This window comes from Lacibacter sediminis (assembly GCF_014168535.1).
In the GTDB taxonomy this organism is placed as follows: Bacteria; Bacteroidota; Bacteroidia; order Chitinophagales; family Chitinophagaceae; genus Lacibacter; species Lacibacter sediminis.
In genome coordinates this window covers 2,181,211-2,202,987 of sequence record NZ_CP060007.1, presented here as the reverse complement: position 1 = coordinate 2,202,987, position 21,777 = coordinate 2,181,211, and the positions used below count along the sequence as shown (strand labels likewise).

At 40.3% G+C, this 21,777-nt stretch carries 21 protein-coding genes; 11 read left to right on the top strand and 10 right to left on the bottom strand.

Annotation, left to right across the window (positions count from 1 at the left end):
* Nucleotides 1–10: 10 nt before the first annotated feature.
* Both H4075_RS09400 and H4075_RS09395 read right to left on the bottom strand, forming a co-directional pair.
* Complete coding sequence (locus H4075_RS09400; RefSeq protein WP_182806206.1) at nucleotides 11–1,120, bottom strand: BT_3928 family protein; 1,110 nt, start codon at nucleotides 1,118–1,120, stop codon at nucleotides 11–13.
* Between the two features lie 140 nt (nucleotides 1,121–1,260).
* A complete protein-coding gene (locus H4075_RS09395) occupies nucleotides 1,261–1,809 on the bottom strand; it encodes a DUF1599 domain-containing protein (protein ID WP_182806205.1) in 549 nt (182 codons plus the stop codon).
* An 87-nt stretch (nucleotides 1,810–1,896) separates the two neighbouring features.
* Between H4075_RS09395 and folP the strand changes: the two genes are divergently transcribed.
* Nucleotides 1,897–2,724: a dihydropteroate synthase gene (folP, locus tag H4075_RS09390; protein WP_182806203.1), complete on the top strand. Its 828-nt coding sequence runs from the start codon at nucleotides 1,897–1,899 to the stop codon at nucleotides 2,722–2,724.
* A gap of 144 nt (nucleotides 2,725–2,868) precedes the next feature.
* Here the strand turns inward: folP and H4075_RS09385 are convergent, their stop codons facing one another.
* Together H4075_RS09385 and H4075_RS09380 are read right to left on the bottom strand one after the other, a co-directional pair.
* Nucleotides 2,869–3,846, bottom strand: coding sequence for an FKBP-type peptidyl-prolyl cis-trans isomerase (locus tag H4075_RS09385; RefSeq protein WP_182806202.1), 978 nt, complete (start codon nucleotides 3,844–3,846; stop codon nucleotides 2,869–2,871).
* A 9-nt stretch (nucleotides 3,847–3,855) separates the two neighbouring features.
* The gene (locus H4075_RS09380; RefSeq protein WP_182806200.1) at nucleotides 3,856–4,869 is read right to left on the bottom strand and encodes a DHH family phosphoesterase; all 1,014 of its coding nucleotides are present in this window, start codon (nucleotides 4,867–4,869) and stop codon (nucleotides 3,856–3,858) included.
* A gap of 246 nt (nucleotides 4,870–5,115) precedes the next feature.
* On the opposite strand from H4075_RS09380, the gene H4075_RS09375 reads away from it, so the two are divergent.
* From H4075_RS09375 to H4075_RS09360, 4 genes are all read left to right on the top strand, one after another.
* The gene (locus H4075_RS09375) at nucleotides 5,116–5,532 is read left to right on the top strand and encodes a nucleoside-diphosphate kinase (RefSeq protein WP_182806198.1); all 417 of its coding nucleotides are present in this window, start codon (nucleotides 5,116–5,118) and stop codon (nucleotides 5,530–5,532) included.
* A gap of 122 nt (nucleotides 5,533–5,654) precedes the next feature.
* The gene (locus H4075_RS09370) at nucleotides 5,655–7,580 is read left to right on the top strand and encodes a DUF3857 domain-containing protein (protein WP_182806196.1); all 1,926 of its coding nucleotides are present in this window, start codon (nucleotides 5,655–5,657) and stop codon (nucleotides 7,578–7,580) included.
* An 80-nt stretch (nucleotides 7,581–7,660) separates the two neighbouring features.
* Nucleotides 7,661–9,580, top strand: coding sequence for a DUF3857 domain-containing protein (locus tag H4075_RS09365; RefSeq protein ID WP_182806194.1), 1,920 nt, complete (start codon nucleotides 7,661–7,663; stop codon nucleotides 9,578–9,580).
* Nucleotides 9,577–11,478, top strand: coding sequence for a DUF3857 domain-containing protein (locus H4075_RS09360; RefSeq protein ID WP_182806192.1), 1,902 nt, complete (start codon nucleotides 9,577–9,579; stop codon nucleotides 11,476–11,478). Before H4075_RS09365 ends, H4075_RS09360 begins: the two co-directional genes overlap by 4 nt.
* A gap of 310 nt (nucleotides 11,479–11,788) precedes the next feature.
* On the opposite strand, the gene H4075_RS09355 is transcribed toward H4075_RS09360, so the two are convergent.
* On the bottom strand, nucleotides 11,789–12,298 hold the full coding sequence (locus H4075_RS09355; protein WP_182806190.1) for a GNAT family N-acetyltransferase: 510 nt from the start codon (nucleotides 12,296–12,298) through the stop codon (nucleotides 11,789–11,791).
* A gap of 85 nt (nucleotides 12,299–12,383) precedes the next feature.
* On the opposite strand from H4075_RS09355, the gene H4075_RS09350 reads away from it, so the two are divergent.
* The 4 genes from H4075_RS09350 to H4075_RS09335 all read left to right on the top strand — a co-directional run bounded on the left by H4075_RS09350 (nucleotide 12,384) and on the right by H4075_RS09335 (nucleotide 15,694).
* Complete coding sequence (locus tag H4075_RS09350) at nucleotides 12,384–13,130, top strand: methyltransferase domain-containing protein (protein ID WP_182806189.1); 747 nt, start codon at nucleotides 12,384–12,386, stop codon at nucleotides 13,128–13,130.
* Between the two features lie 179 nt (nucleotides 13,131–13,309).
* Nucleotides 13,310–14,026 (top strand): hypothetical protein, encoded by a 717-nt coding sequence (locus H4075_RS09345; RefSeq protein ID WP_182806187.1) that lies wholly within the window; start codon nucleotides 13,310–13,312, stop codon nucleotides 14,024–14,026.
* Between the two features lie 113 nt (nucleotides 14,027–14,139).
* Nucleotides 14,140–14,859, top strand: coding sequence for a hypothetical protein (locus tag H4075_RS09340; RefSeq protein ID WP_182806185.1), 720 nt, complete (start codon nucleotides 14,140–14,142; stop codon nucleotides 14,857–14,859).
* Nucleotides 14,860–14,908: 49 nt separating this feature from the next.
* Nucleotides 14,909–15,694, top strand: a complete 786-nt coding sequence (locus tag H4075_RS09335) for a hypothetical protein (RefSeq protein ID WP_182806183.1) — start codon at nucleotides 14,909–14,911, stop codon at nucleotides 15,692–15,694.
* Nucleotides 15,695–15,812: 118 nt separating this feature from the next.
* Here H4075_RS09335 and H4075_RS09330 read toward each other — a convergent pair whose 3' ends face one another.
* The 3 genes from H4075_RS09330 to H4075_RS09320 are packed head-to-tail and all read right to left on the bottom strand — an operon-like array spanning nucleotide 15,813 to nucleotide 17,696.
* A complete protein-coding gene (locus H4075_RS09330) occupies nucleotides 15,813–16,997 on the bottom strand; it encodes an acetyl-CoA C-acyltransferase (protein ID WP_182806181.1) in 1,185 nt (394 codons plus the stop codon).
* A 60-nt stretch (nucleotides 16,998–17,057) separates the two neighbouring features.
* Nucleotides 17,058–17,303 carry a hypothetical protein gene (locus tag H4075_RS09325; protein ID WP_182806180.1) on the bottom strand — a complete coding sequence of 82 codons (246 nt, stop codon included), beginning with the start codon at nucleotides 17,301–17,303 and terminating at the stop codon, nucleotides 17,058–17,060.
* 42 nt (nucleotides 17,304–17,345) lie between these two features.
* The gene (locus H4075_RS09320; protein WP_182806179.1) at nucleotides 17,346–17,696 is read right to left on the bottom strand and encodes a HopJ type III effector protein; all 351 of its coding nucleotides are present in this window, start codon (nucleotides 17,694–17,696) and stop codon (nucleotides 17,346–17,348) included.
* Nucleotides 17,697–17,915: 219 nt separating this feature from the next.
* Here H4075_RS09320 and H4075_RS09315 point away from each other — a divergent pair, with 219 nt between their 5' ends.
* Entirely contained in the window at nucleotides 17,916–18,110 is a 195-nt protein-coding gene (locus H4075_RS09315) for a hypothetical protein (RefSeq protein WP_182806177.1), read from the top strand.
* A gap of 206 nt (nucleotides 18,111–18,316) precedes the next feature.
* Here the strand turns inward: H4075_RS09315 and H4075_RS09310 are convergent, their stop codons facing one another.
* Nucleotides 18,317–18,907, bottom strand: a complete 591-nt coding sequence (locus tag H4075_RS09310; RefSeq protein ID WP_182806176.1) for a hypothetical protein — start codon at nucleotides 18,905–18,907, stop codon at nucleotides 18,317–18,319.
* Between the two features lie 188 nt (nucleotides 18,908–19,095).
* Nucleotides 19,096–19,821 carry a hypothetical protein gene (locus tag H4075_RS09305; protein WP_182806175.1) on the bottom strand — a complete coding sequence of 242 codons (726 nt, stop codon included), beginning with the start codon at nucleotides 19,819–19,821 and terminating at the stop codon, nucleotides 19,096–19,098.
* Nucleotides 19,822–20,361: 540 nt separating this feature from the next.
* On the opposite strand from H4075_RS09305, the gene H4075_RS09300 reads away from it, so the two are divergent.
* Nucleotides 20,362–21,690, top strand: coding sequence for a DEAD/DEAH box helicase (locus H4075_RS09300; protein WP_182806173.1), 1,329 nt, complete (start codon nucleotides 20,362–20,364; stop codon nucleotides 21,688–21,690).
* The last annotated feature ends 87 nt before the right edge of the window (nucleotides 21,691–21,777 follow it).

The following is a 21,777-nucleotide window of genomic DNA, read 5'->3' as shown; positions in this document are numbered from 1 at the left end:
AGTGGCGGGTTTATTTTACCTGATCAAAATTTGCAGCGCTCCATTTTCCTTCTACTACGGGACCATTCATTTTATACAAAGTTGGCACTGCACGTGCAGCCGTTTTAATAGCCGTTACATCGCAGGTGATCAACTGCATCTGGCTGAGAATAATATCTGATGCAAGAAAATCTTTTGCAATGTCGGGCACGCTTGTAACAATGATCAGCTTTTGACTTTTTCCCAGCTTGCTCATTTGTTTCACCCATGCATCACTTGTACTGAGCTTATTGAAATTCTGAAGGAATAATAAATAATACGTCCCTTTCTGCTCCAGTATTTCAGAAGAGATATCTGCGCCATCAGGCGTTTTTAAATCAAAGTCTTTAATCTTTGGTTCATTGTTCTTTCCTTTTGCCACCAACGTTTGCTTGCGATCGACAAACTTCCAGGTACTGTCGGGCAAACTTTTCATTGAGAAGGATTGTTGCTTACCATCTTTCTCATACACAAATTCATATTCGTATTTATCAGGCACTGCATCAGCCGGGAGCTTTCGCAACTCAACAATATTATTTCCCTTTTTGAACGGCAGACAATCAACAACCGGCAAATACTTTAACGTGTACCATTGAAATACAAAAGCAAGCACTGCTGCATCAAAAATGAGAAATGCATTGATCAGTTCTTTTTTAAATAGTGGTTTTATTGAGTGACGGTATTTGAAAATAAATCCGATCAACACAAGAAGCAACAGATCTTTCAGAAAAGATTGCTGTGGTGTTAACGGCAAACAATCACCAAAGCAACCGCAGGACGCAAACTTAGCTGTGCCGTCTGCATTTTTTGCCAGCCATGCATAACCGGTGAGGAACGTAAAAAAGATGATGAGCAGCAACAACAGCCAACTAAACATTTTCATTCGCCAGCCAATGATCACTGCCACACCTGCAATGATCTCAAACGCATTCATCAACACCGAAAGTGTTAAGGTATAATCATGAAAGCCCTGCACTCCCCAGGCTTCAAAAAACTCCTGCATCTTATAGCTTAACCCCAACGGATCATTTGCTTTTACCAAACCGGAAAAGATAAAGAGGATACCAACGAACCAACGGGAAAGTGTAAGCGATTTATTCATGTTGTGAATTGTTGTGGTGAATGGTCAATGGTGAATTGTGAATAGGCAATAGTCAATTGGCAATAAGCAAAACCAAATCTGCAATCGTCAATCTGAAATCTAAAATCCCAAATCATACATCCTCCATCAGAAATCCGACATCACCCCTTATGCGTTCCTTCTTCAATCAAAATCAAACCAAAGACTGCATAGTTGATAATATCATAATAATTGGCATCAATTCCCTCACTCACCAATGTCTTACCGTCGTTCTGTAATATCTGGCGGATGCGTTGCAGTTTGGCTAGCATCAGATCAACAAAACTTTCCTGGCTCATCTCCCGCCAAGCTTCACCATAATCATGATTCTTATCGAGCATGAGCAATTGTGCCTTTGTGATCTTATCGTTGTACAACTCCATTACTTTTTCAACGGACAACTCATCATTTTCACTTTGCGGCAATTCAAGTTGTATCAAACCCATCACTGCATAGTTCAGGATACCTTTAAATTCAGAAGCAATGGTATCACCGATCTTCTGTTCCTGTTTTTCCTGTATGGTGCGGATACGTTTTGCTTTGATATAGATCTGATCAACAATAGAGATTGTTCGGTAAACCCGCCATGAAGTGCCATAATCACTCGTCTTTTTCTTAAAGATATCCCTGCACTGATTGACTGCCTGCGTATATTGCTCGATCGTATTCATGAACGGTTGAAAATTGTTTCGTTAATTCGTGCTGAACTTATCGTTATCTGACGTTGACGAAATATCAGCTAAGTTCCCAAAAATACAATGTACACACTCAACTGCAAAGGAAGATTATTGGTGCTGGATAAACCGGTGGCAATGGGTATTCTCAACATTACACCCGATTCGTTTTACAGCGGCAGCCGTATCGAGCAAAGTGAAGTACTAACGAAGGCAGAGCAAATGATCAGTGAAGGCGCTACTATACTTGATATTGGCGGACAAAGCACCCGGCCCGGCAGCGATCGCCTAACTGCTGATGAAGAATTGAAACGTGTGTTACCGGCAATTGAAGCTATTAAAAAAGAATTCCCATCTGTCTTTCTTTCTATTGATACCTACCATGCAAAAGTGGCAAAAGAAACTGTTACAACAGGCATTGATATCGTAAACGACATCAGTGCAGGTGAACTGGATGCTTCTATGCTTTCAACTGTTGCATCACTGAAAGTTCCATTCATTGCCATGCATATGCAAGGCACACCCAACACGATGCAGCAAAACCCCTCGTATGAAAACATCACGAGAGAAGTGGTTGATTATTTTATACAGAAAACAACGGCATGCAAAGCAGCAGGCATTGTTGATCTGATTCTCGATCCGGGTTTTGGTTTCGGCAAAACCATTACACACAATTTTCAATTGCTGAAAACCATGGAGGCTTTACAGATCTTTCATGTGCCCATACTTGCAGGTCTCAGCCGCAAATCAACCATCTGGAAAACATTACAGGTTACACCCGAAGAAGCATTGAATGGAACAACGGTATTAAATACGCTTGCGCTTACAAAAGGAGCGAGTATACTTCGTGTACATGATGTAAAAGAAGCAATGGAAACCATCAAACTTTTTGAAGCGTACACGAAAGCATAACCTTGGGCTATTGATCTAATAAATGATCGGTGAAGACACCGACCAAGGCAGCGTTTCAAACTAAATTTCAAACGGATAAATTCAGGACATAAAAAAAGGAAACAGTCAAGCTGTTTCCTTTTTTCTTATCGGTCAATTATTTTCTTATTGCTGTCCGTTTGGATTACCACCCGGAGCTGTTGGCGGAGCCGCTGGCTTAGGAGTTGTCACATCGATCAACTCAATTTCAAATACCAGGCTTTCGTTTGCTTTAATTCTGGGAGGTGAACCTTGAGCGCCATAAGCCAATGCAGAAGGGATATAAGCTTTCAGCTTACCACCTTTCCCAATTTGTTTGATGGCATCTTCAAAACCTGCAATACTGCCGGGAGGCACACTACCCAATACAAATGTATAAGGATCGAGGTGACCAAACGTTGAATCAACATTTGAATCGAACTTAGTGCCCTCTAAACTCATGCCTGTGTATTTAACAGAAACCTGCTGTCCGTCTGCAGCTTTTACAGCAGCACCCGGGTTTGAGATAGTCACATATACACCCTTTGCAGTTTTGGTTGCAGTGATGTTGTTTTTAGCAAGATGATCTGCGATAACCTTGTCATCTTTTTTGATTTGCTCAATTGCACGGATCGAATCTCTTGTTCTTGCTCTTTCCATGATCGCAAGATTTGCTTTGTCCGCATCTTCTTTTGTATCCAATACATCAAGGACTTTAAATGTACTTACAATGAAGGCACCTTTCTTAATAAAAGGAGGTAATCCCTGGCCCTGGCTTTGTTTAATGATACTATCAGTTGACTGACGGATGATCACGCTATCACCTTTTGACATTGCAGCGAAGATGGCATAATAGTCAGGAGGTAATGTGGCAGAATCAAAAGGAACGATCTGGCTGCCAACATTTGCAGGATCAGAAAGCAATGTATCCTTGTCACTACCCTTGTAACGGGTTTCACCAAACTGTAATTCGAAGAATTTACCGGCAGATACTTTTTTCCCTTTGCTTCCGGGAATGATTTTATACAGCAAGCCGCCTTTTGTCTTTTTAAAAGAACCGCCACCGCAACTCGCCAGCACAGTTACTGCCAGCAGGGCTACAAAAATTGATTGAATTGTCTTCATTGTTTGTTTTTAAAACGTTTCTAACTGCGATTTATAATTATGAATCACTTCTTTAAAATGTTTGAGGGTTGTATCAAGGCTATCGTCGGTTTCGCCACCGGCCGCATTGAAATGCCCTCCACCGTTAAAATGGGTGCGGGCAAAAGTATTACAATCAAAGTCACCTTTGCTGCGGAAGCTCCATTTTCTTTTTTCGTCCCTGTCTATCACAATACAGGCCAATTTTATGCCCTGGATGCCAAGCGGGTAATTTACGAGCCCTTCAGTGTCGCCGGTTTTTATCTGGTAACGGAGCAGGTCCTGTTTTGTAACCCAGATGAGGGCCGTGTTTAACTGGTAATCAATCTCTAACCTGTTACTGAGTACATGCCCGATGAAACGGAACCTGTTCTCCAGAAAATTATCATAAATATTTTCATGGATCACAGTATGCTCAAGCCCTCGTCGCTTAAAATCGGCCACAATTTCAAATACCGAAGCGCTGGCCGATGCAAAACGGAAGCTGCCTGTATCGCCAATTAAACCGGCGTAAAGGCACTGCATCATATCCATGTTCAGCTTATCGGCATGACCACTTTTTACGATAAAATCGTACATCATCTCACAGGTTGAACTCTTGGTTACATCACTTACCCCGTAAGCAAATACTTCGGTCTGCGGTTCACGATGATGGTCGATGAGTACCCGTTGGCCTTTCGCCTCGCCCACCACTGTACCCATCCGTTTCAAACGGTTCAAAGCATTGAAATCGAGGCAAAAGATCCAATCTGCCTCATTTATTATTGTATTACTCTTATCAATGGTTATTTCGTAATTAAGCACTTTCTCAGAGCCGGGCATCCAGTCGAGGAACGCAGCCCAGTTAGTTGGGGAGATCACCTGCACCTGGTGACCAAGCTGAACCAGTAAATGATATAAACCCAGCGAAGAGCCCATCGCATCGGGATCAGGTTTCTGATGAGTTGTAATAACCACCTTTGCAGGCGTGAGCAGTAAAGGGTATAATTCGTTGATTGCTTGCATAACGGCGGTTGCAAATGTAGGGGAAATGGCTAAGTTATGGGTTAAGAGTTATGGGTTAAAGGTTACGGGTTTGAAGCAGTTTAAATTTTACCATCTCTACTTTTTGCATTTAACTACCTTGGAAATTGGGTTTTGTTTCTTGGGTTTTGGATTTTGTTTCTTGGATTTTCTTCTTGTGCCTTTCTTCCTCAGTCTTGTGCCTTGCCCCTTCTCCCTTATCTTTGCGGCGCAAAAAACAAGAATACAATGAGCAATCGTACGTTTACAATGATCAAGCCCGATGCAATGAAGAACGGTCATGCCGGTGCTATTTTAGACAAAATTATTAAAGCAGGTTTCCGCATCGTAGCGCTTAAGCAAACAAAACTTACTGCTGAAACAGCAGGTGCTTTTTATGCTGTTCACAAAGAGCGTCCATTCTACGGAGAGTTAGTTGAGTTTATGAGCAGTGGTGTCATCATCGCAGCTATTCTTGAAAAAGACAATGCTGTTTCTGATTTCCGCACACTTATTGGCGCAACAGATCCTGCAAAAGCAGATGAAGGAACCATCAGAAAATTATATGCCGCATCAGTTGGTGAAAATGCAGTGCATGGAAGTGACAGTGATGATAATGCAAAAATTGAAGGAAGCTTTTTCTTCAGTGGACTAGAGCAGTATTGATCGCTCATTTTTCAAGCTAAGTATTCCCTCTTATTCATTAGAAATAAGAGGGAATTTTTTTATGCGGATACAGAGTTTAATAGCAATTGTTTTTTATAATTGTATATCCTAAAACAATCTACATGAAAAGCATCATTGTATTGCTGCTGTTAATAACCCTCCACACGCAAACCTCAGCCCAAAAACTTCCATCATTCGGAAAAATTGACAAAGAAGAATTTAAAACAAAAGAATGCAGTTACGATAAAGAAGCAACTGCTGAGTATTTGCTCGATGTTGCAGAAGTACGCTACTACTTTACATCATCTGATTTTGTAAACGAAACCACCACACGCATCCGCATTAAGATCCTTAATGAAAAAGCAATTGAACTTGCAAATGTGCGTCTTCCTTATTATAGTGTTGGCAATCGTCAACGCATCCGCAACATCGAGGGACAAACGTTTAACTTAAATGCAAGTGGTGAAGTGGAAGTAACCAAGCTTGAAAAGAAATCGGTGATGGAGCAAAAACTCGGAAGCGAATCTGAGATGATGGTATTCACTATGCCGAATGTAAAAGTGGGCAGCATCATTGAATACCGTTACGAAGACAGTAAACGCAACTATATTGAAATTGAAGACTGGGTATTTCAACGTCCTTATCCCGTTCGTTACAGTGAATACAATGTTGAAATCCCTAAAGAGCTTGAGTTTACTTACATGATCAAACGATCATTGCCTGTAAAAGAAACAACAGAAGGTATCAATGCCACCAAGCGATTCATCATGACCAATATTCCCAGTCTTGACAGGGAACCTTTCATGAGTAGTTCGAAAGATTATTTGCAACGCATCGATTTTCAGTTAAGATCAATTAACGGCCAGCCGAGAATGACCACCTGGGCCAAACTAACTGAACAAGTACTCGAGTCGGAAAGTTTTGGAGTACAGATCAAGAAAAACGTTTATAAAAACACAGCACTGCCTGGCGAACTGAAATCAATTACAGATCCGTATCAAAAACTCATCACCATTCTTAATTACGTAAAGAAAGAAGTAACATGGAATGGCAAATCATCCATATGGACCGATGAAGGCATTAAGAATGCTGTTGATAAACACAGCGGCAATAGTGCTGATATGAATCTGCTGCTGGTCAGTTTACTTCGTGATGCAGGATTAAAATCCTATCCTGTTTTAGTCAGCACAAGAAACAATGGAAAAGTAAATGCAACCTATCCGTTCCTTTACCAGTTCAATGATGTGTATGTGTATGCAGAGATCAACCAAACTCCTTATGTAATTGATGCCACCAATTACAGCAACCCTCCGTTTTTAATACCATGGGATGTGCAGTTTACAGAAGGCTTTCTTGTTGACCAGGAACTCGCACAGTTTATACCATTAGGTGATGTGAAACATCGTTTCAGGTTAGTGGCTTCTATTCTTGGAGAAATTACACCCGATGGAAAAGTAAACGGAAGCGCCAATATTGTTGCCTATGAGTATGCAAAAAATGAACGGCTTGCTACCTTACGCAAAGGAGAAAAAAATTACCTGGAAGAATACTTCACCAAACCACATCCTGAATTTAAATTCGATTCACTTACGTATAAGAATGAAAAGAATGACAGCCTGCCCCTGGAAAACCTTGTGCAGTTTCAAGGCACTCTTTCAGGAAGTGGAGATTATCTTTTTTACTCTCCTAATTTTTTAATGGAGCTTGAGAAAAACGAATTCATTTCAGACAAACGCTTTACTGATATTGAATTTGGATACATACAATATTACAATATGTTCACCACCCTACGTTTCCCGCAAGGTTTTGAATTGGAAGAACTGCCAAAGAACATCCGCATGATCTTGCCCGATACCAGTATTTCTCTCCAGCGCTTTGTAAGCAAGAATGAGAATAGTATTTCTATGCGCTATACGCTTGAAATAAAACGTCCTACTTATTATGCAGATGAATACCTCGACTTCAAAACATTCTATGCCAAACTGTTTGAGATGCTGAACGAGCAAATTGTATTCAAAAGAAAAACAACACCTAAGCCCAAACCATGACCAAATTCATTTTGTACATTTTTTTTATTTGGGCTCAGTATTTCAGCTGGTTGCAAGCGCTGCATAATTACACTTCTTTTATGAAGATGACACGTATGATTTCGTTGTTGCTTTTACTTAATTTTCACAACGAAACCTCGGCTCAAGAAATTACACCTTTCGGTAAAATTGACAAAGAAGAGTTTGCTACAAAAGAATGCAGTTACGATAAAGAGGCCATTGCTGAGTACCTAATTGATATGGCAGAAGTGCGTTATTACGCAACAGGTAGTACTTTCCTGAACGAAACAACACCACGCATTCGTATCAAAATACTGAATGAAAAAGCGCTGGAACTCGCCAACGTACGTATTGGATTTTATAGCAAAGACAAGCAGGAGTACATACGTGCAATTGAAGGATACACTTATAACCTTAACTCAAACGGCGAACTGGAAGAAACCAAACTCGAAAAAAAATCAATATTTGTTCAAAATATAGACGAGAATACTGCGATGATGGTATTTTCAATGCCCAACGTAAAAGTAGGAAGCATAATTGAATATCGATACGAGCATACCAGGTGTAATTATTTTGGAATTGAAGATTGGGCATTTCAGCGGCCCTATCCGGTTCGTTACAGCGAGTACAATGTAGAAATACCCACAACCTTTGCTTTTGATTATCATATTCGGCACACTCTCCCTGTGGAAGAAACAACTGAGACTAACATACGGCGCTTTGTAATGAAAGATGTTCCCGGCCTTGAAAGAGAACCGTTCATGAGCAGCTTAAAAGATTATCTACAACGTATCGACTTTCAGCATCGTTTCTTTAAAAGACAATCACAGGAAACCAATTGGGGCAAACTGATATACCTTATATTAGAAAACGAATCCTTTGGCCTACAACTAAATAAGAATATTTACAAAACCACAAATCTTCCCGACGAATTAAAAAATCTCAGCAACCCAATTAATCGCCTGAATACAATTGTAGACTATGTGAAACGGGAAGTAACCTGGAATGGCAAAACATCAATATGGGTACAGGAAGGAATAAAAAATGCATTAGACAAACACTATGGCAATAGTGCCGACATGAATCTTCTACTCCTCAGCCTTTTGAGAGAAGCAGGATTTAAAGCGTACCCGGTTTTGGTCAGTACCAGAAGTAATGGAAAAGTGAACAGCAGTTATCCTTTCCTACACCAGTTTAACAATGTATATGTATGCACCGAAACAAATGGAAATCCGCATATTATTGACGTTACCAATTTCACCAATCCCGTTACACAGGTTCCCTGGGATGTTCAGTTTACAGAAGGCTTGTTGGTTGACAAAGCAATTGGACAGTTTATAAAACTTGGCGACACAACAAATCGGTTTAAACTTTCTACTTCAGTTTGGGTCGACATTACAAATGACGGAAAAATTGCAGGCACCGCAAATGTTTTTGCATTTGAATATGCCAAAGACGAACGTTTAAAATCGTTACGGCAGGGTGAGAAAAAATACCTATCGGATTATTTTACCACACCCCATCCCGATTTCAAATTCGATTCACTGAAATACAAAAACCAAAAAATCGACAGTTTGCCACTTGAAAATGTTATACAATTCAGCGGCACTTTAAACAGCAGTGGCGATTATATGTTTTACTCTCCCAATTTTCTAATGGAGTTGGAGAAGAATGAATTCATTTCCGACAAACGTTTCACCGATATTGAATTTGGATACATCCAGTATTACAATATGTTCACCACCCTCCGTTTCCCGCAAGGCTTTGAACTGGAAGAACTGCCAAATAACACCCGTATGATAATGCCCGATACCAGTATTTCGCTTCAACGTTTTGTAAGTAGGAATGAAAACAGTATTTCTATGCGTTATACGCTTGAAATAAAACGTCCGACTTTTTATGCAGATGAATATCCCGAATTCAAAATATTTTATGCTAAACTGTTTGAAATATTGAATGAACAAATTGTATTCAAAAGAAAAACAATACCTAAGCCATGAGAAAACTAAATGCTCTGCTCGTCTTTGTTTTAGTATGTGTAAATGGATGGTCGCAAACCATCCTGAACTATTCCTCATTGACATTGCCCGACAGCTTAAAGAAAGATGCTGATGCAGTTTATCATTTGGAAGAAAACGTGATCGACATTGAATCGCCGTCTAAGATGATCATCCGTACACACACGATTGCAACAGTATTAACAAAGGCCGGCCTTCACCATTCAGTTGTACGGATTGGTGTAGACAAACTCCGCAAGCTGGAGGAAATAACGGTGAAAGTGTACAACGAACTTGGTATTGAAGTATCACGCTTTAAGAAAAAAGACTTTAAACTGGAAGGTGCATATGATGGCATTACACTGGCATCCGACGACAAATTATATGAACTTGATTTTCCCGTGCCCGGCACGCCTTGCACCATTGAAACCGAATACGAACTAAACTGTTCCGGCTTCATTGATATCCCGTCCTGGTATTTTGGAAGCACAACAGAATCGTTTAAGAAAAGCAGGTTTGTTGTAAGGTCTGCTATCCCTGTCAAATACAAAGCTTATAACTTCAATGGCGAACCTGTTGTTACAACTGATGCTAAGAAAACAGTGTACACATGGGAGTTAAGTAACAAACCCGTTCCCACAAAAGAAACCGGTTCATATGGGCCACGTGTATCATTGCCATGGATCGATGTATCTCCCACACAATTCAGTTATGATGGCTTTCCCGGCTCATTAGAAAGCTGGAAAGAATTTGGCAAATGGACCTACCCTTTTTATGAAGAAACTAATCCATTCAAACCTGAACGTGTTGAGTTTTTCAAATCATTGATCAAAGATGCACAAACGGAACAGGAGAAAATTTCCATCCTTTACAGCTATCTGCAAAAAGAATTCCGCTATGTAAGCATCCAGTTTGGTATTGGTGGCTTTAAACCTTTCCCGGTATCCTTTGCCGAGCAGAAAAAATATGGTGATTGCAAAGGTTTAACGCATTACATGAAAAACATCCTGAATGCTGTAGGTATAAAAGCACATGCTGCATTAATTAATGCCGGCACCAATGAATACCCGGTTGATCCAACTTTCGCCTCTAACAACTTTAACCATGTTATACTTTGTGTTCCATTGAAGAATGATTCTGTTTGGCTTGAATGTACAAGCAAACAAACTCTGCCTGGTATGCTTGGCAACTTTACAGAAAACAGAAATGCCTTGTTGCTTACCGAAAATGGCGGAGTACTGACTAAAACACCAAGCAGTAAAAGCATATTCAACAAATGGATATCTGCTACCGATGCAGATTTATTTGAAGACGGCTCTGCAATACTTACCAGCAAGTTATTTGTATCGGGTGAATTCTGGCAATATGTAGATGCTTATGTAAACGGACAAACAAAAGAAGATACAAAAAGAGCTTTGGTCAATGCATTTGGTTACAAGGCACCCGATGACCTCGAAGTAAAAATTCTTTCTGATTCGGCCGACGGTCATTTGGTTGAAATAAAATTAGCATACAACCAGTTCTATGATTTCAAAGCAGGCAGCAAACACTTCTATCCTCTCCGTCAGTACAAATTGAATGACGAAAACATTAAACCTGCCGAAACAAGAAAACATGAATACCTGTTTGATTATCCTTATATCAAAACAGATCATATAACGTACAAACTGCCTGAAGGCTTCTTAACAGAAACTGTGCCCCCGGTAAAAGAGATCAGGAACGATTTTATTAAATACCAGAACAGCATTCAGCTGAATGAAACTAAAACAAAACTCAGCGTTACTACTGAACTGCAGCTGCACAAACACATTGTACCACCCGATAAGTTTAATGAAGTGGCCAACAGTTTTGAAGCCATTAAAAAAGATGAAGGACAAAAGATCGTTCTGAAAAAAGGATAACAGAAAGCCCCCGTTAACCGGGGGCTTTTACTTGTATGCAGTTGGTAAAGGTTCCTTAGAAAGAATAATATCTTATTTATAAGCTGTGATTACGATACTCAAAATAAGCGCCAACGAAAAGAATACAATGAACAAAGCAAACGGAACATCTTTACGTGTGTAAAACGGGATTGTTTTTTCAAAGCGTTTCATAGAAAATGGTTTTTAATAGTTTAAGAGGTGTTGTAAGATAACGCTTTTTTGCTGAAATGATTGTATTTACAGGGGTTTTGATAGGTTGTACTACAAACCCACGTAGAAATACGCTGCCTTATAAAGTCTTTTTCAGCAGCCAATCTGTTTGCAGGTCTGTCCCCAACAGGAACTGGTGTTCACCGAAACGTTCAAAGCCCCAGCGTTGGTAAAAGGCAATGGCCCGTTCATTTTTTTCCCATACTCCCAGCCAGATCGATTTCATCTGCAGTTCATTTGCTTTGTTGATGCATTCCTGCATTAACGCCTTCCCTACTCCTTTGCCAATGGCTTTATCCAATGCATAAATGCGTGCAACTTCAATGGCCTGCTCGTGTGCAAGATTATTCTTAACACGCAACCTTGCGTAACCAACCGGCTCATCATCGATATACGCCAGCATAAAAATCCCTTCGCTCAGTTCTACTTCTTTCATCAAATCTTCTTTGCTGAACTGCTCACTCATAAAAATATCCATGTCTTCTTTTGTATTGTCTTTGGCAAAGGCTTCGTAAAAAGAAGTGCGGCTCATATCGGCGATCAGTTCTGCATCATCAGCGCTTGCATATCGTATTGTGATTAAACTCATAGCTTTTTGTTGAGAAGTTAAGTTACTGGAATACATTTCAATCAACAACAAAAAATTATCTTTAGCCAAAGACTTATTTATAAACATGGACAGAAATTACTGGGAACGTATTGCACCAAACTACAGCGAAGAAATTTTTGATGTGCTGAAGAACGATGCCAGCGGAAAGATCGTTGGAGCTATTGAAGAAGTTGCATCAAAAGAGAAGACCGTTACAGATATTGGTTGCGCCATCGGCAAATGGATCCCTTTACTTGCTACCGCATTCAAATATGTGGTAGCAACAGACATCTCTGCCATTAATCTCGACATTGCAAAAGAGAAATGCAAAGACTATCCCAACGTGGAATACCAACGAATGGATATGAGTGCTTACACGTTGACCGTTACTCCTTGCGATGTGGCAGTTTGCATTAACGCCATCCTCACCGATAATTTAAAAAAACGTATCAACTTTTTTCAATCGCTCAATATTTGTTTGAACCAGGGTGGCACATTGATCCTTGTTGTACCATCTCTCGAATCTAAACTCTACACCAACATCATTGCCAACCGCTGGAATGTGGATGATGATCATAAAGAAAAAATTGAATCGGTTGAAAAGGCATATGCTCTTGCAAAAAATATTAAGCAAGGTGTTACTGATATTGATAATGTACCCACCAAACATTACCTGAAAGAAGAACTGGAACTTTTGCTGAAACTTGATGGCTTTACAGTTGACCGGGTTGAAAAGATCAACTACACCTGGAAAACCGAATTCAACAATCCACCCAAATGGCTCGACGAACCGCACCCGTGGGATTGGATGTGTGTTGCACGCAAAGATTAAGACCAAAACTTCCATCTTCCCTTGCCCTTTACCGTTAGTGGAGAGCTATCAACTGTGCTCGTACGAAATAATGCAAATCTTTCTCCTTTGATTTGGCCGGGAATTGCTATAACTTAATATTTCTTCCCACCCTATCTCAACACTACCCTCTCTTTATTCACATTCTAAAACAACAAAACATGAGAAAGATTTTTCTTCTCTGCCTGCTTGTTCCTATAATTGGAATGAGCCAGAACAACGTGGTTAGTACATTCAGAGCATTTCCCAAAACAGACAGATTACTTGAGTTTGAAAAAGCATTAGCATCGCATGCACAGAAGTATCACACAGGCGATTGGAAGTGGCGTGTGTTTTATATTGAGACAGGACCCGATGCAGGCGGCTATCATATAACGGAAGGCCCACTTAGCTGGGAGCAGTTTGATAAACGTGGCGACCTGAGTGCCGAACACACACTCGACTGGGCAAAAAATGTTTCACCACATACAAGCGAACGTGGCACCACCGGCTACTCCGTTTATAGTACAGAACTGAGTAATGTAGCCATTACTGACTACAGCGATAAAATCATTATTACTCATATGTTCGTTAAACCGGGTATGATCAGGGAAGCCAATGACCTTGTACGTAAATTAAAAAAAGCATGGGTGGCCAGTAATGAAAGCGTGGCTGTGTATAATGTGAGTCTATCAGGTCCGCCGCAAATTGTAACGGTTAATCGTTTAAAACAAGGATTAAAAGAATTAAGTCCGGGTTTCCGCAAACCAATGGCAGAACGCTTTGATGAAGTGCATGGTGCAGGTGCATGGAATTATTACCTGGCCGATTATGCAAAAGCAATTGAAAGCCGCTGGAGTGAAATGCTTAGCCTGCGTGCAGATCTGGGCTCAAAATAATTAATGCTTCCTCCGCCATTAATAAATTATTATAAAAATCAACGATTACTTTTTATCAACAAAACAAACAGCTTTCGCTGTAGTTTTTCCAATCACATTTTAAATAAATAACAATGAGAAAGATTTTTCTTATTTGCCTGCTTATTCCTTTTATCGGGATTAGTCAGCCAAAAAATATCGTAAATGTCAATCGTGTGTTTCCCAAAGTTGACAAGGTGCTGGAATTTGAGAAAGCATTAACTACGCATGCTCAAAAATATCACAGCGGCGAATGGCGCTGGCGTGTTTTTGAAATTTCAACAGGACCTGATGCGGGTGGCTATCACATTACGGAGGGACCAACCAGCTGGGAAGCAATTGATGGCAGAGGCAATCTGGGAACCGAACATAATAATGACTGGAACAGAAGTGTGGCCATACATTTAACCGACAGAGGTTCCAGCGCTTACTATGCCTATATTGATTCATTGAGCACAGTTGCTATTGGTGACTACTCCGATAAAATTAATATTACGCACTACTTTCCAAAAATAGGTTGGGCAGGCAAAGTATATGAAGGCATTAGAGGTCTTAGAAAAGCCTGGCAGGCAGGTGGCGAATCAATGGCCGGTTATTCTTCAAGCTCATCGGGCTCATTGCAATTTGCTGTAGTTACACGTTACAAACAGGGTCTCAAAGAAAGAGCACCAAATTTCCGCAAGCCAATGAAGGAACGTTATGAAACTATCAATGGCTCTGACTCCTGGGATAGCTGGCTGGATGTTCAAAGAAATTATCTGGATAACGTTTGGAGTGAGTTATTAATCTACAGAGCAGATCTAAGTTCAAAATAAAGAGGCGCATTATGCGAAACAAATTACTTGCTATTAAAAAATCAATACAATGAAACAGATTTCTTCCATATACAAAAACATCATACTCAGTTTACTACTGTTTGTATTTTTTATTCCTTCACAGCAACTGTATGCGCAGGTATCGGTTTACCAGTACCGTCATGTACCTGCTGATAAAGTTGAAGAGTTCATTAAAAGGGAAACAACTTACTGGAGCAAAGTGGCACAAAAAGCTGTTGATGCAAAGAAGATGAACTTCTGGGGATTGTTTGAAAAAGTTGGTGGATACGACTTGCCGAACTCGTCTAATTTTTTATTCATTAATGGATTTTCAAATATTGATTCTGCATGGAGCGGCGATACGTTCGATCCTGCAAAGCTGTTTCCCAAAATTCCTTATGCACAAATGGAAACCAATTCGTTTACAACTGTAACCAGCCAGATCTTTTTTCACAATCAAGACTGGGCCGAAGCAAAAGGAGTAAACCCTGCAAAAGATTTTAATTATGTGGTAATGAATTATCACCTCTCTGAAAACGCAGGGGCTTTTATTAACGCTGAAAAAAACCTCTGGAAACCTTTTCTGCAATCGGCTATGGATAAAAAACAAACACAGCAAATTGGCTGGGGTAATGCAACCGTACTTTCTCCAACAGGCGGCGATATGAAATTCAATACCATTTCATATGACCTGTTCAAGACCTTACAGGATGCATTGCTTACACCCTGGGATCCTGCAACTGTATTTCCAGACAATCTTGATATTCTCGGGAACATGAGAAAACATGAAAGTGCAAGAGTTATATACAGGATTGTGAAAGTAGTGTCGAATTAAAAAAACCTAATAATATCTGTATTATAACCAGAAACCTCTCCGATTTGGAGAGGTTTCTATTTCATCTTAGTATTAAACAAGTTAGGTCTTTGAATGTTAAGTCAATTTTCGGGGAGATTTAGATGGTTGTGTTTTCAATCACCATTGCACTGGCACCTCCTCCTCCATTACAGATTCCTGCAGCACCATATTTTGCATTATTCGCTTTGAGCACATTGATCAACGTAACAATAATACGTGCACCGCTTGCACCTAACGGATGACCCAACGAAACTGCGCCGCCATGCACATTTACTTTTGCTGGATCGAGTTGCATACGCTTGCTGTTTTCAATACCAACAACAGCAAATGCTTCATTCAATTCCCAATAAGCAATATCACTCATTTGCAAACCTGCTTTAGCAACTGCTTTCGGCACTGCTAATGATGGTGTGGTAGTAAACCATTCAGGTGCCTGCTCCGCATCAGCATATGATTTGATTTTTGCAATTGGTTTCAATCCCAACTCATCTGCTTTTTCTTTACTCATCAACAGCAATGCAGCTGCACCATCGTTCATAGTACTTGCGTTGGCTGCGGTAACTGTTCCATCTTTTTGAAAAGCCGGATTTAGTGTTGGTATTTTATCAAACTTTACATTGTAAGGTTCTTCATCTTTTGCAAACACAATGGGATCGCCTTTGCGTTGCGGAATTTCAAGAGGAACAACTTCGTTATCAAACAACCCTTTTTCCCAAGCCGACTGTGAACGCTTGTAACTTTCAATGGCAAATGCATCCTGGTCTTCTCTGCTGATACCGCATTCTTTTGCACACAACTCGGCAGCGTTGCCCATCGCCTTACCATCGTACACATCTGTCAAACCATCTTTTGCCAGGCCATCGATAAAACTTGTATTGCCATACTTGTTTCCCCAACGCATACTGTCCACATAAAACGGCACATTGCTCATACTTTCCATGCCACCGGCAATCACAATATCCGCATCGCCCAGCATAATACTTTGTGCAGCTTGCGCAATGGCCTTCATACCACTGGCGCATACTTTATTTACAGTTGTACAATTTACTTCGTTGGGTAAGCCGGCAAATTTTGCTGCTTGTCTTGCCGGTGCCTGACCGAGATTGGCCTGGATCACACAGCCCATTAAGACATCCTGCACCTTACCTGCGTCCACGCCTGCTTTTTGCAATGCACCCTTAATAGCAATAGCTCCTAACTGTGTAGCGGTTAAGCTTTTTAAACTGCCGCCGAAACTTCCCATGGGTGTGCGAACGGCGGAAATAACATATACTTCTTTCATGTGGCAAATTAAATTGAGAGGCAAAGATAACGATTGTAAGTTTGAGAAAAACAGGCATTACTAATCATCATCAGCCGCCCACATGATTACATCTCTGAAATCTGCTTTCGCACTTTTTGTGTAGCGAACAACAGCATCTACGTTGCCTTTGGCCAATTTTAAAATTGCAACATGAGTTGATTCCAGGTTTTCTGTTGATTCAGCCATAACATGCTTTAACCCGATTGAAGAAAGCTCATTTACGACTAACTGTCTTTGCTCATTGTTAAAGTCCTGGCGAATAAGTGAAAGGATTTTTTCAGTCATACTTACTTCTTACTGTTAAGTTACATCTGATAAGAAATTTCTTTAACTTTTTATTGCCTTTAATGCTTCACCATCAAAGCTGATGCCTTCCCAACCGGTGATCATAAAATTGCGGATGTTGGCATGATTGGTTGCATCGGGGTGTTGCAATACATCTACACGATAGTAATCGCCAAAGCAAGCTAGTGTTTCTTCGGTACTTAACCCGTTCAATTTTGCAAACGCAAATAATTTGCATGAACCTGAATTAGTGCCGGCTTCGTTTACAGCATTGCCGTTGGTAAAACGCACCGGCGTGAAATCATAATTCGTTTCAATTACTTCCATTGTATCAGTAAACAAAATACTGTTGGGTTGTGTACGGAGTTTATTGAGAAAATCGTTTATACGCATGGCTGAATAAATTTGAATAAAAAATGGATGCGAAGATGAAGAGAAATAAGTAAATGAAAAAGTTTGGATACGCTGTTGTTATGCTTCGACGAAACGCCTTGATGTCCTTCATTGACGCATTGTTTTATACAATTCTTCGTTTTTATTGTATCATTCTCACATTACGGCATTCAGAAGGCAACTATCAGGTTGATAGCGCTACCTTGTAAAAAAACAAGTATGGAAAAGCGGGTATTGGGGATTATTTTATCACTACTGGGTGTTGGTGGCATTGTATATGCAGCCATTAGTTTTATTAATGGAGGAACAGGCACAGCAAACATTAAACTCATTGCTGCATTTGGCATTGTGGGTGCCATTTTCTTTTTTGCCGGCATCGGTTTGGTAAGAAATACAAGTGACAAGCCAACCTGAACATCAACTACCTTATTCGTGGTTATATCTGCCGGTAGTTGAAGTTCAAAATTTAATCTGAAGTTGATTGTTTGCGTTTGCTCCGTAGTACGCAATGTCTTTAATTGGCTCAAGCGTCTCGCTTGTGCCGTCATAATACAAATTCATTTCAGCTTAAGATTCTTAAAGAGCACAAGCGAGACGCTTGCCCTAAAAGGGGCTGTACTTTATAGTTGAAGTGTTTCAATTTGGCCTTCTGATTTTTCCACTCTCAATGTCTTGTTATCTATCCATTCAATAATATCGTATCCCGTCCAAGTTGGTTCGTAAGCGATTTTAAGCGGTAAGTCCATTGGCTTGTCAAAATGATAAACTGTTACAAAAAAAGCAGAACCCCAACCACAACCAAAAACGGCTAAAAGGTCTTCGTTCGGGGATAACAAATGTTTTGTCCAAATAAGTCCGTCATCATTTGTTGTGTAGGATGACATCACTTTATTTGTCAAGTCAATAACAGTTTGTCCACCACACAAGTCCTCTGCACAAAGTAAGTATTCAATGTTGTTTTTTGTGACCCATGAATGAAAAAAAGTTCCTTCATTAACAAAGAATGAGAATAGGTGAGTCGAGTTTTCATTTTGATAGATTTCTACTTTGGTACATTCCCAATTGCAATCAGGCTTTTCTTGCTTAAAAGATTTTTTGTCAACTCTATATTTATTATTAGGAGAAAATATTGTCTCATTGCTATTGTCGATAGCATTGTCTGGGTTGAAATACTGTTTGATTTCGGCTCTTATCGTGTCAATGTAATTCATGTCGCACTGTATAGCACACAACGTCTATCAGCTTTGCGATGGGCTGGGCTTCCGTGGTTGGTCTGCCGATGCAAAAGCTGATAGAATTAATTATGATGAAAATAAGAACTAAAGTTCAATTTGTAAAGTCCAGCCGATGACCGCTGCTGATTAGCGATTTGTTGTTGATTGTTTTTCCGTCTGCCAGCCTATTGCAAAACTGCCTGTTGTACACTGCTTTTCGTGTCACAATGAAAGTAAAACTGTAATTGCATACGCTTGTAAATGTAGTCATGCTTAAAGCCCCAAGCGTTTACATAAGTATAATAACCATTTGTCGTGACAGCCATTTTCCCATAAATCTCTTTCAATCCTTTGCTGGGTCTTCTATCAATGGTTAAACTGTTGATAGTTGCAGGAATGGTAAACTCACTCACCTTTTTGTTTGTCAGTTTTGTCCGAAAAACCTTGCCTTCGCTTTCATGTTCGGTGTAGAGTGCTATTGCTCTGTCGCCAGTCAACTTTGTAATAACTGCAAAACCTGAGAATAAAGAAATACCAGAATAAATTTCTAAAGTGTCACCTTTGAATCTGCAACCACAACTAAGCCATTGCGGATGTTCGACGTTGATTGTTTCTGCCTCACTTGGGTTAGTCGCCAGTGGTTCTTGTTCTCCGGTCTCCTGATTGATACTAAAAATCTTCAAAGAGGTGTCAACTGGTTCAAGGTCTTTTTTGTTCAGCGTGTCAGCTTTAATGCCAATAAGTATTCCCATACCGCTTTTAAATTCTGTGTCCTTGTCTTTTTTGACTTTTTCAGGCAGTCTTTCAAACATGCGCCAATACTCCGCCTTCAAGGTAGTGTCAACCTTATACTGTCCAAAAGAAAGCTCACAGAAAAAAATAAAAATGATTGACGATAATGACTGTTTCATAAAGTAGCGTACAACACAAATATATGTGATATAGAATGCTGTGGATTAAAAATTTCGTTGCTGAAAATCAATTATTTAATGTTCAACATTTTGTATTGTTGTTAGTACAATCCACAAAATAAAATAACCGTATACAAACGTTTTATAAGCGTCTGCATACAGTCAATAACTGCGTTTTAATTCCACACCAAGCCTTTCTTTTTTAGGCAAGTCTCCTGCAAGGGACTCGCCGTGCTTAGTACATTCCGGTTCCAGCAAACAGCGTTTTGTTTATGCCCAACTCGACTAAAGCAAGCACTCATTTTTAATACCCGCTTCGCACCTTCTTCGGACCTTTGCCGTGTTTCCTTCGGAGTTATCCGAACAAACTCCGAAGGAATCCCGAAGAAAACACGAAGAAGATGCGGCAATGACAGCACGATGCTACAGGGTTGCCAACCTTTGGCAAACTGTTCGATAAAAGCAGCAGCGTGTTGCAAGGTTGGCAACCCTTCCTTGCACTTTCTACCCACCTCCCCACAATTGATTACCTTCGCCGCTATGCAAAAGAAACCGGTTTGGCTGGAAGAGGTCCTGACAAACGTAAAAATCAAAGCGTTGAATGAAATGCAGGTGGCTTCTATGGAAGCACAGGCATCAGAGAAAGACATCATTTTATTATCTGCAACAGGCAGTGGCAAAACACTGGCCTTTCTGTTACCCCTGGTGGAACAGTTACAGGCGGCAGACAATCAAACAAAAGCACTCATTATTGTGCCATCACGTGAACTGGCGATCCAGATCGAGCATGTATTCAAAAGCATGCAGCTCAATCTGAAAGTAACCTGTTGCTATGGTGGTCATAAACGGGAGATCGAAGAAAACAATTTAAAGCAGGCACCTGCATTGCTTATTGGTACACCCGGCCGTTTGGCCGATCATATACGTCGTGGAAATATTACCGTTGCAAGTATTGAAACATTGGTACTCGATGAATTTGATAAATCACTGGAATTAGGTTTTCAGGAAGAAATGTCGTTCATCATCGGTTCACTTCCTTCTGTTAAAAAGAGAGTGCTCACTTCTGCCACCAACCTGGAAGACATTCCTTCATTTGTTGGTTTGAATGAACCACAGAAACTTGATTTTCTTACCGGCAACGAGGACTCTGATACAGGTCTTGCGATTAAAACATTGAACAGTCCTGAAAAAGATAAACTCGAAACATTGTTTCGACTGGTGTGTATGTTGGGCAACCGCTCCACCATCATTTTCTGCAACCATCGTGAATCAGTGGAGCGCACCAGCGAATTGTTGAAAGAACGTGACATTCTGAATGTGTTTTACCACGGTGCCATGGAACAACAGGAACGTGATGCGGCCTTGTGTAAATTCAGAAACGGCACATCGAACATTCTTGTTACAACTGATCTTGCTGCACGTGGTTTGGATATTGCCAACATCCGTTACATTGTTCATTATCATTTACCACATACCGAAGATGCATTCACACATCGTAACGGACGTACAGCACGCATGGATGCAAGTGGTACTGCCATTGTGATTCTGGGTCCTGATGAAAAACTGCCGGCTTATATTCCTGCTGATGCAGAACAAATTGTATTACCTGAAACAGCAGAGATACCTGAGAAACCAAAATGGAGCACGTTGTTTATTGCTGCAGGTAAAAAAGACAAAGTAAACAAAGTGGATATCGTTGGTTTCTTAAGTCAAAAAGGCGAATTGAAAAAAGAAGATATTGGCTTGATTGAAGTGAAAGACTTTTTTGCTTTTGTTGCCGTGAAAAAAATAAAAGCCAACCACACACTTCACTTAATTAAAGATCAAAAGATCAAAGGGAAGAAAGTGAAAATTGCAGTTGCCAAATAGGGCAACAAGGCACAAGGTTCAAGAAGAAAGCAAGGCACAAGCACTGAAGCTGACACCCCTTGTACCTTGCGCCTTGTACCTTGTACC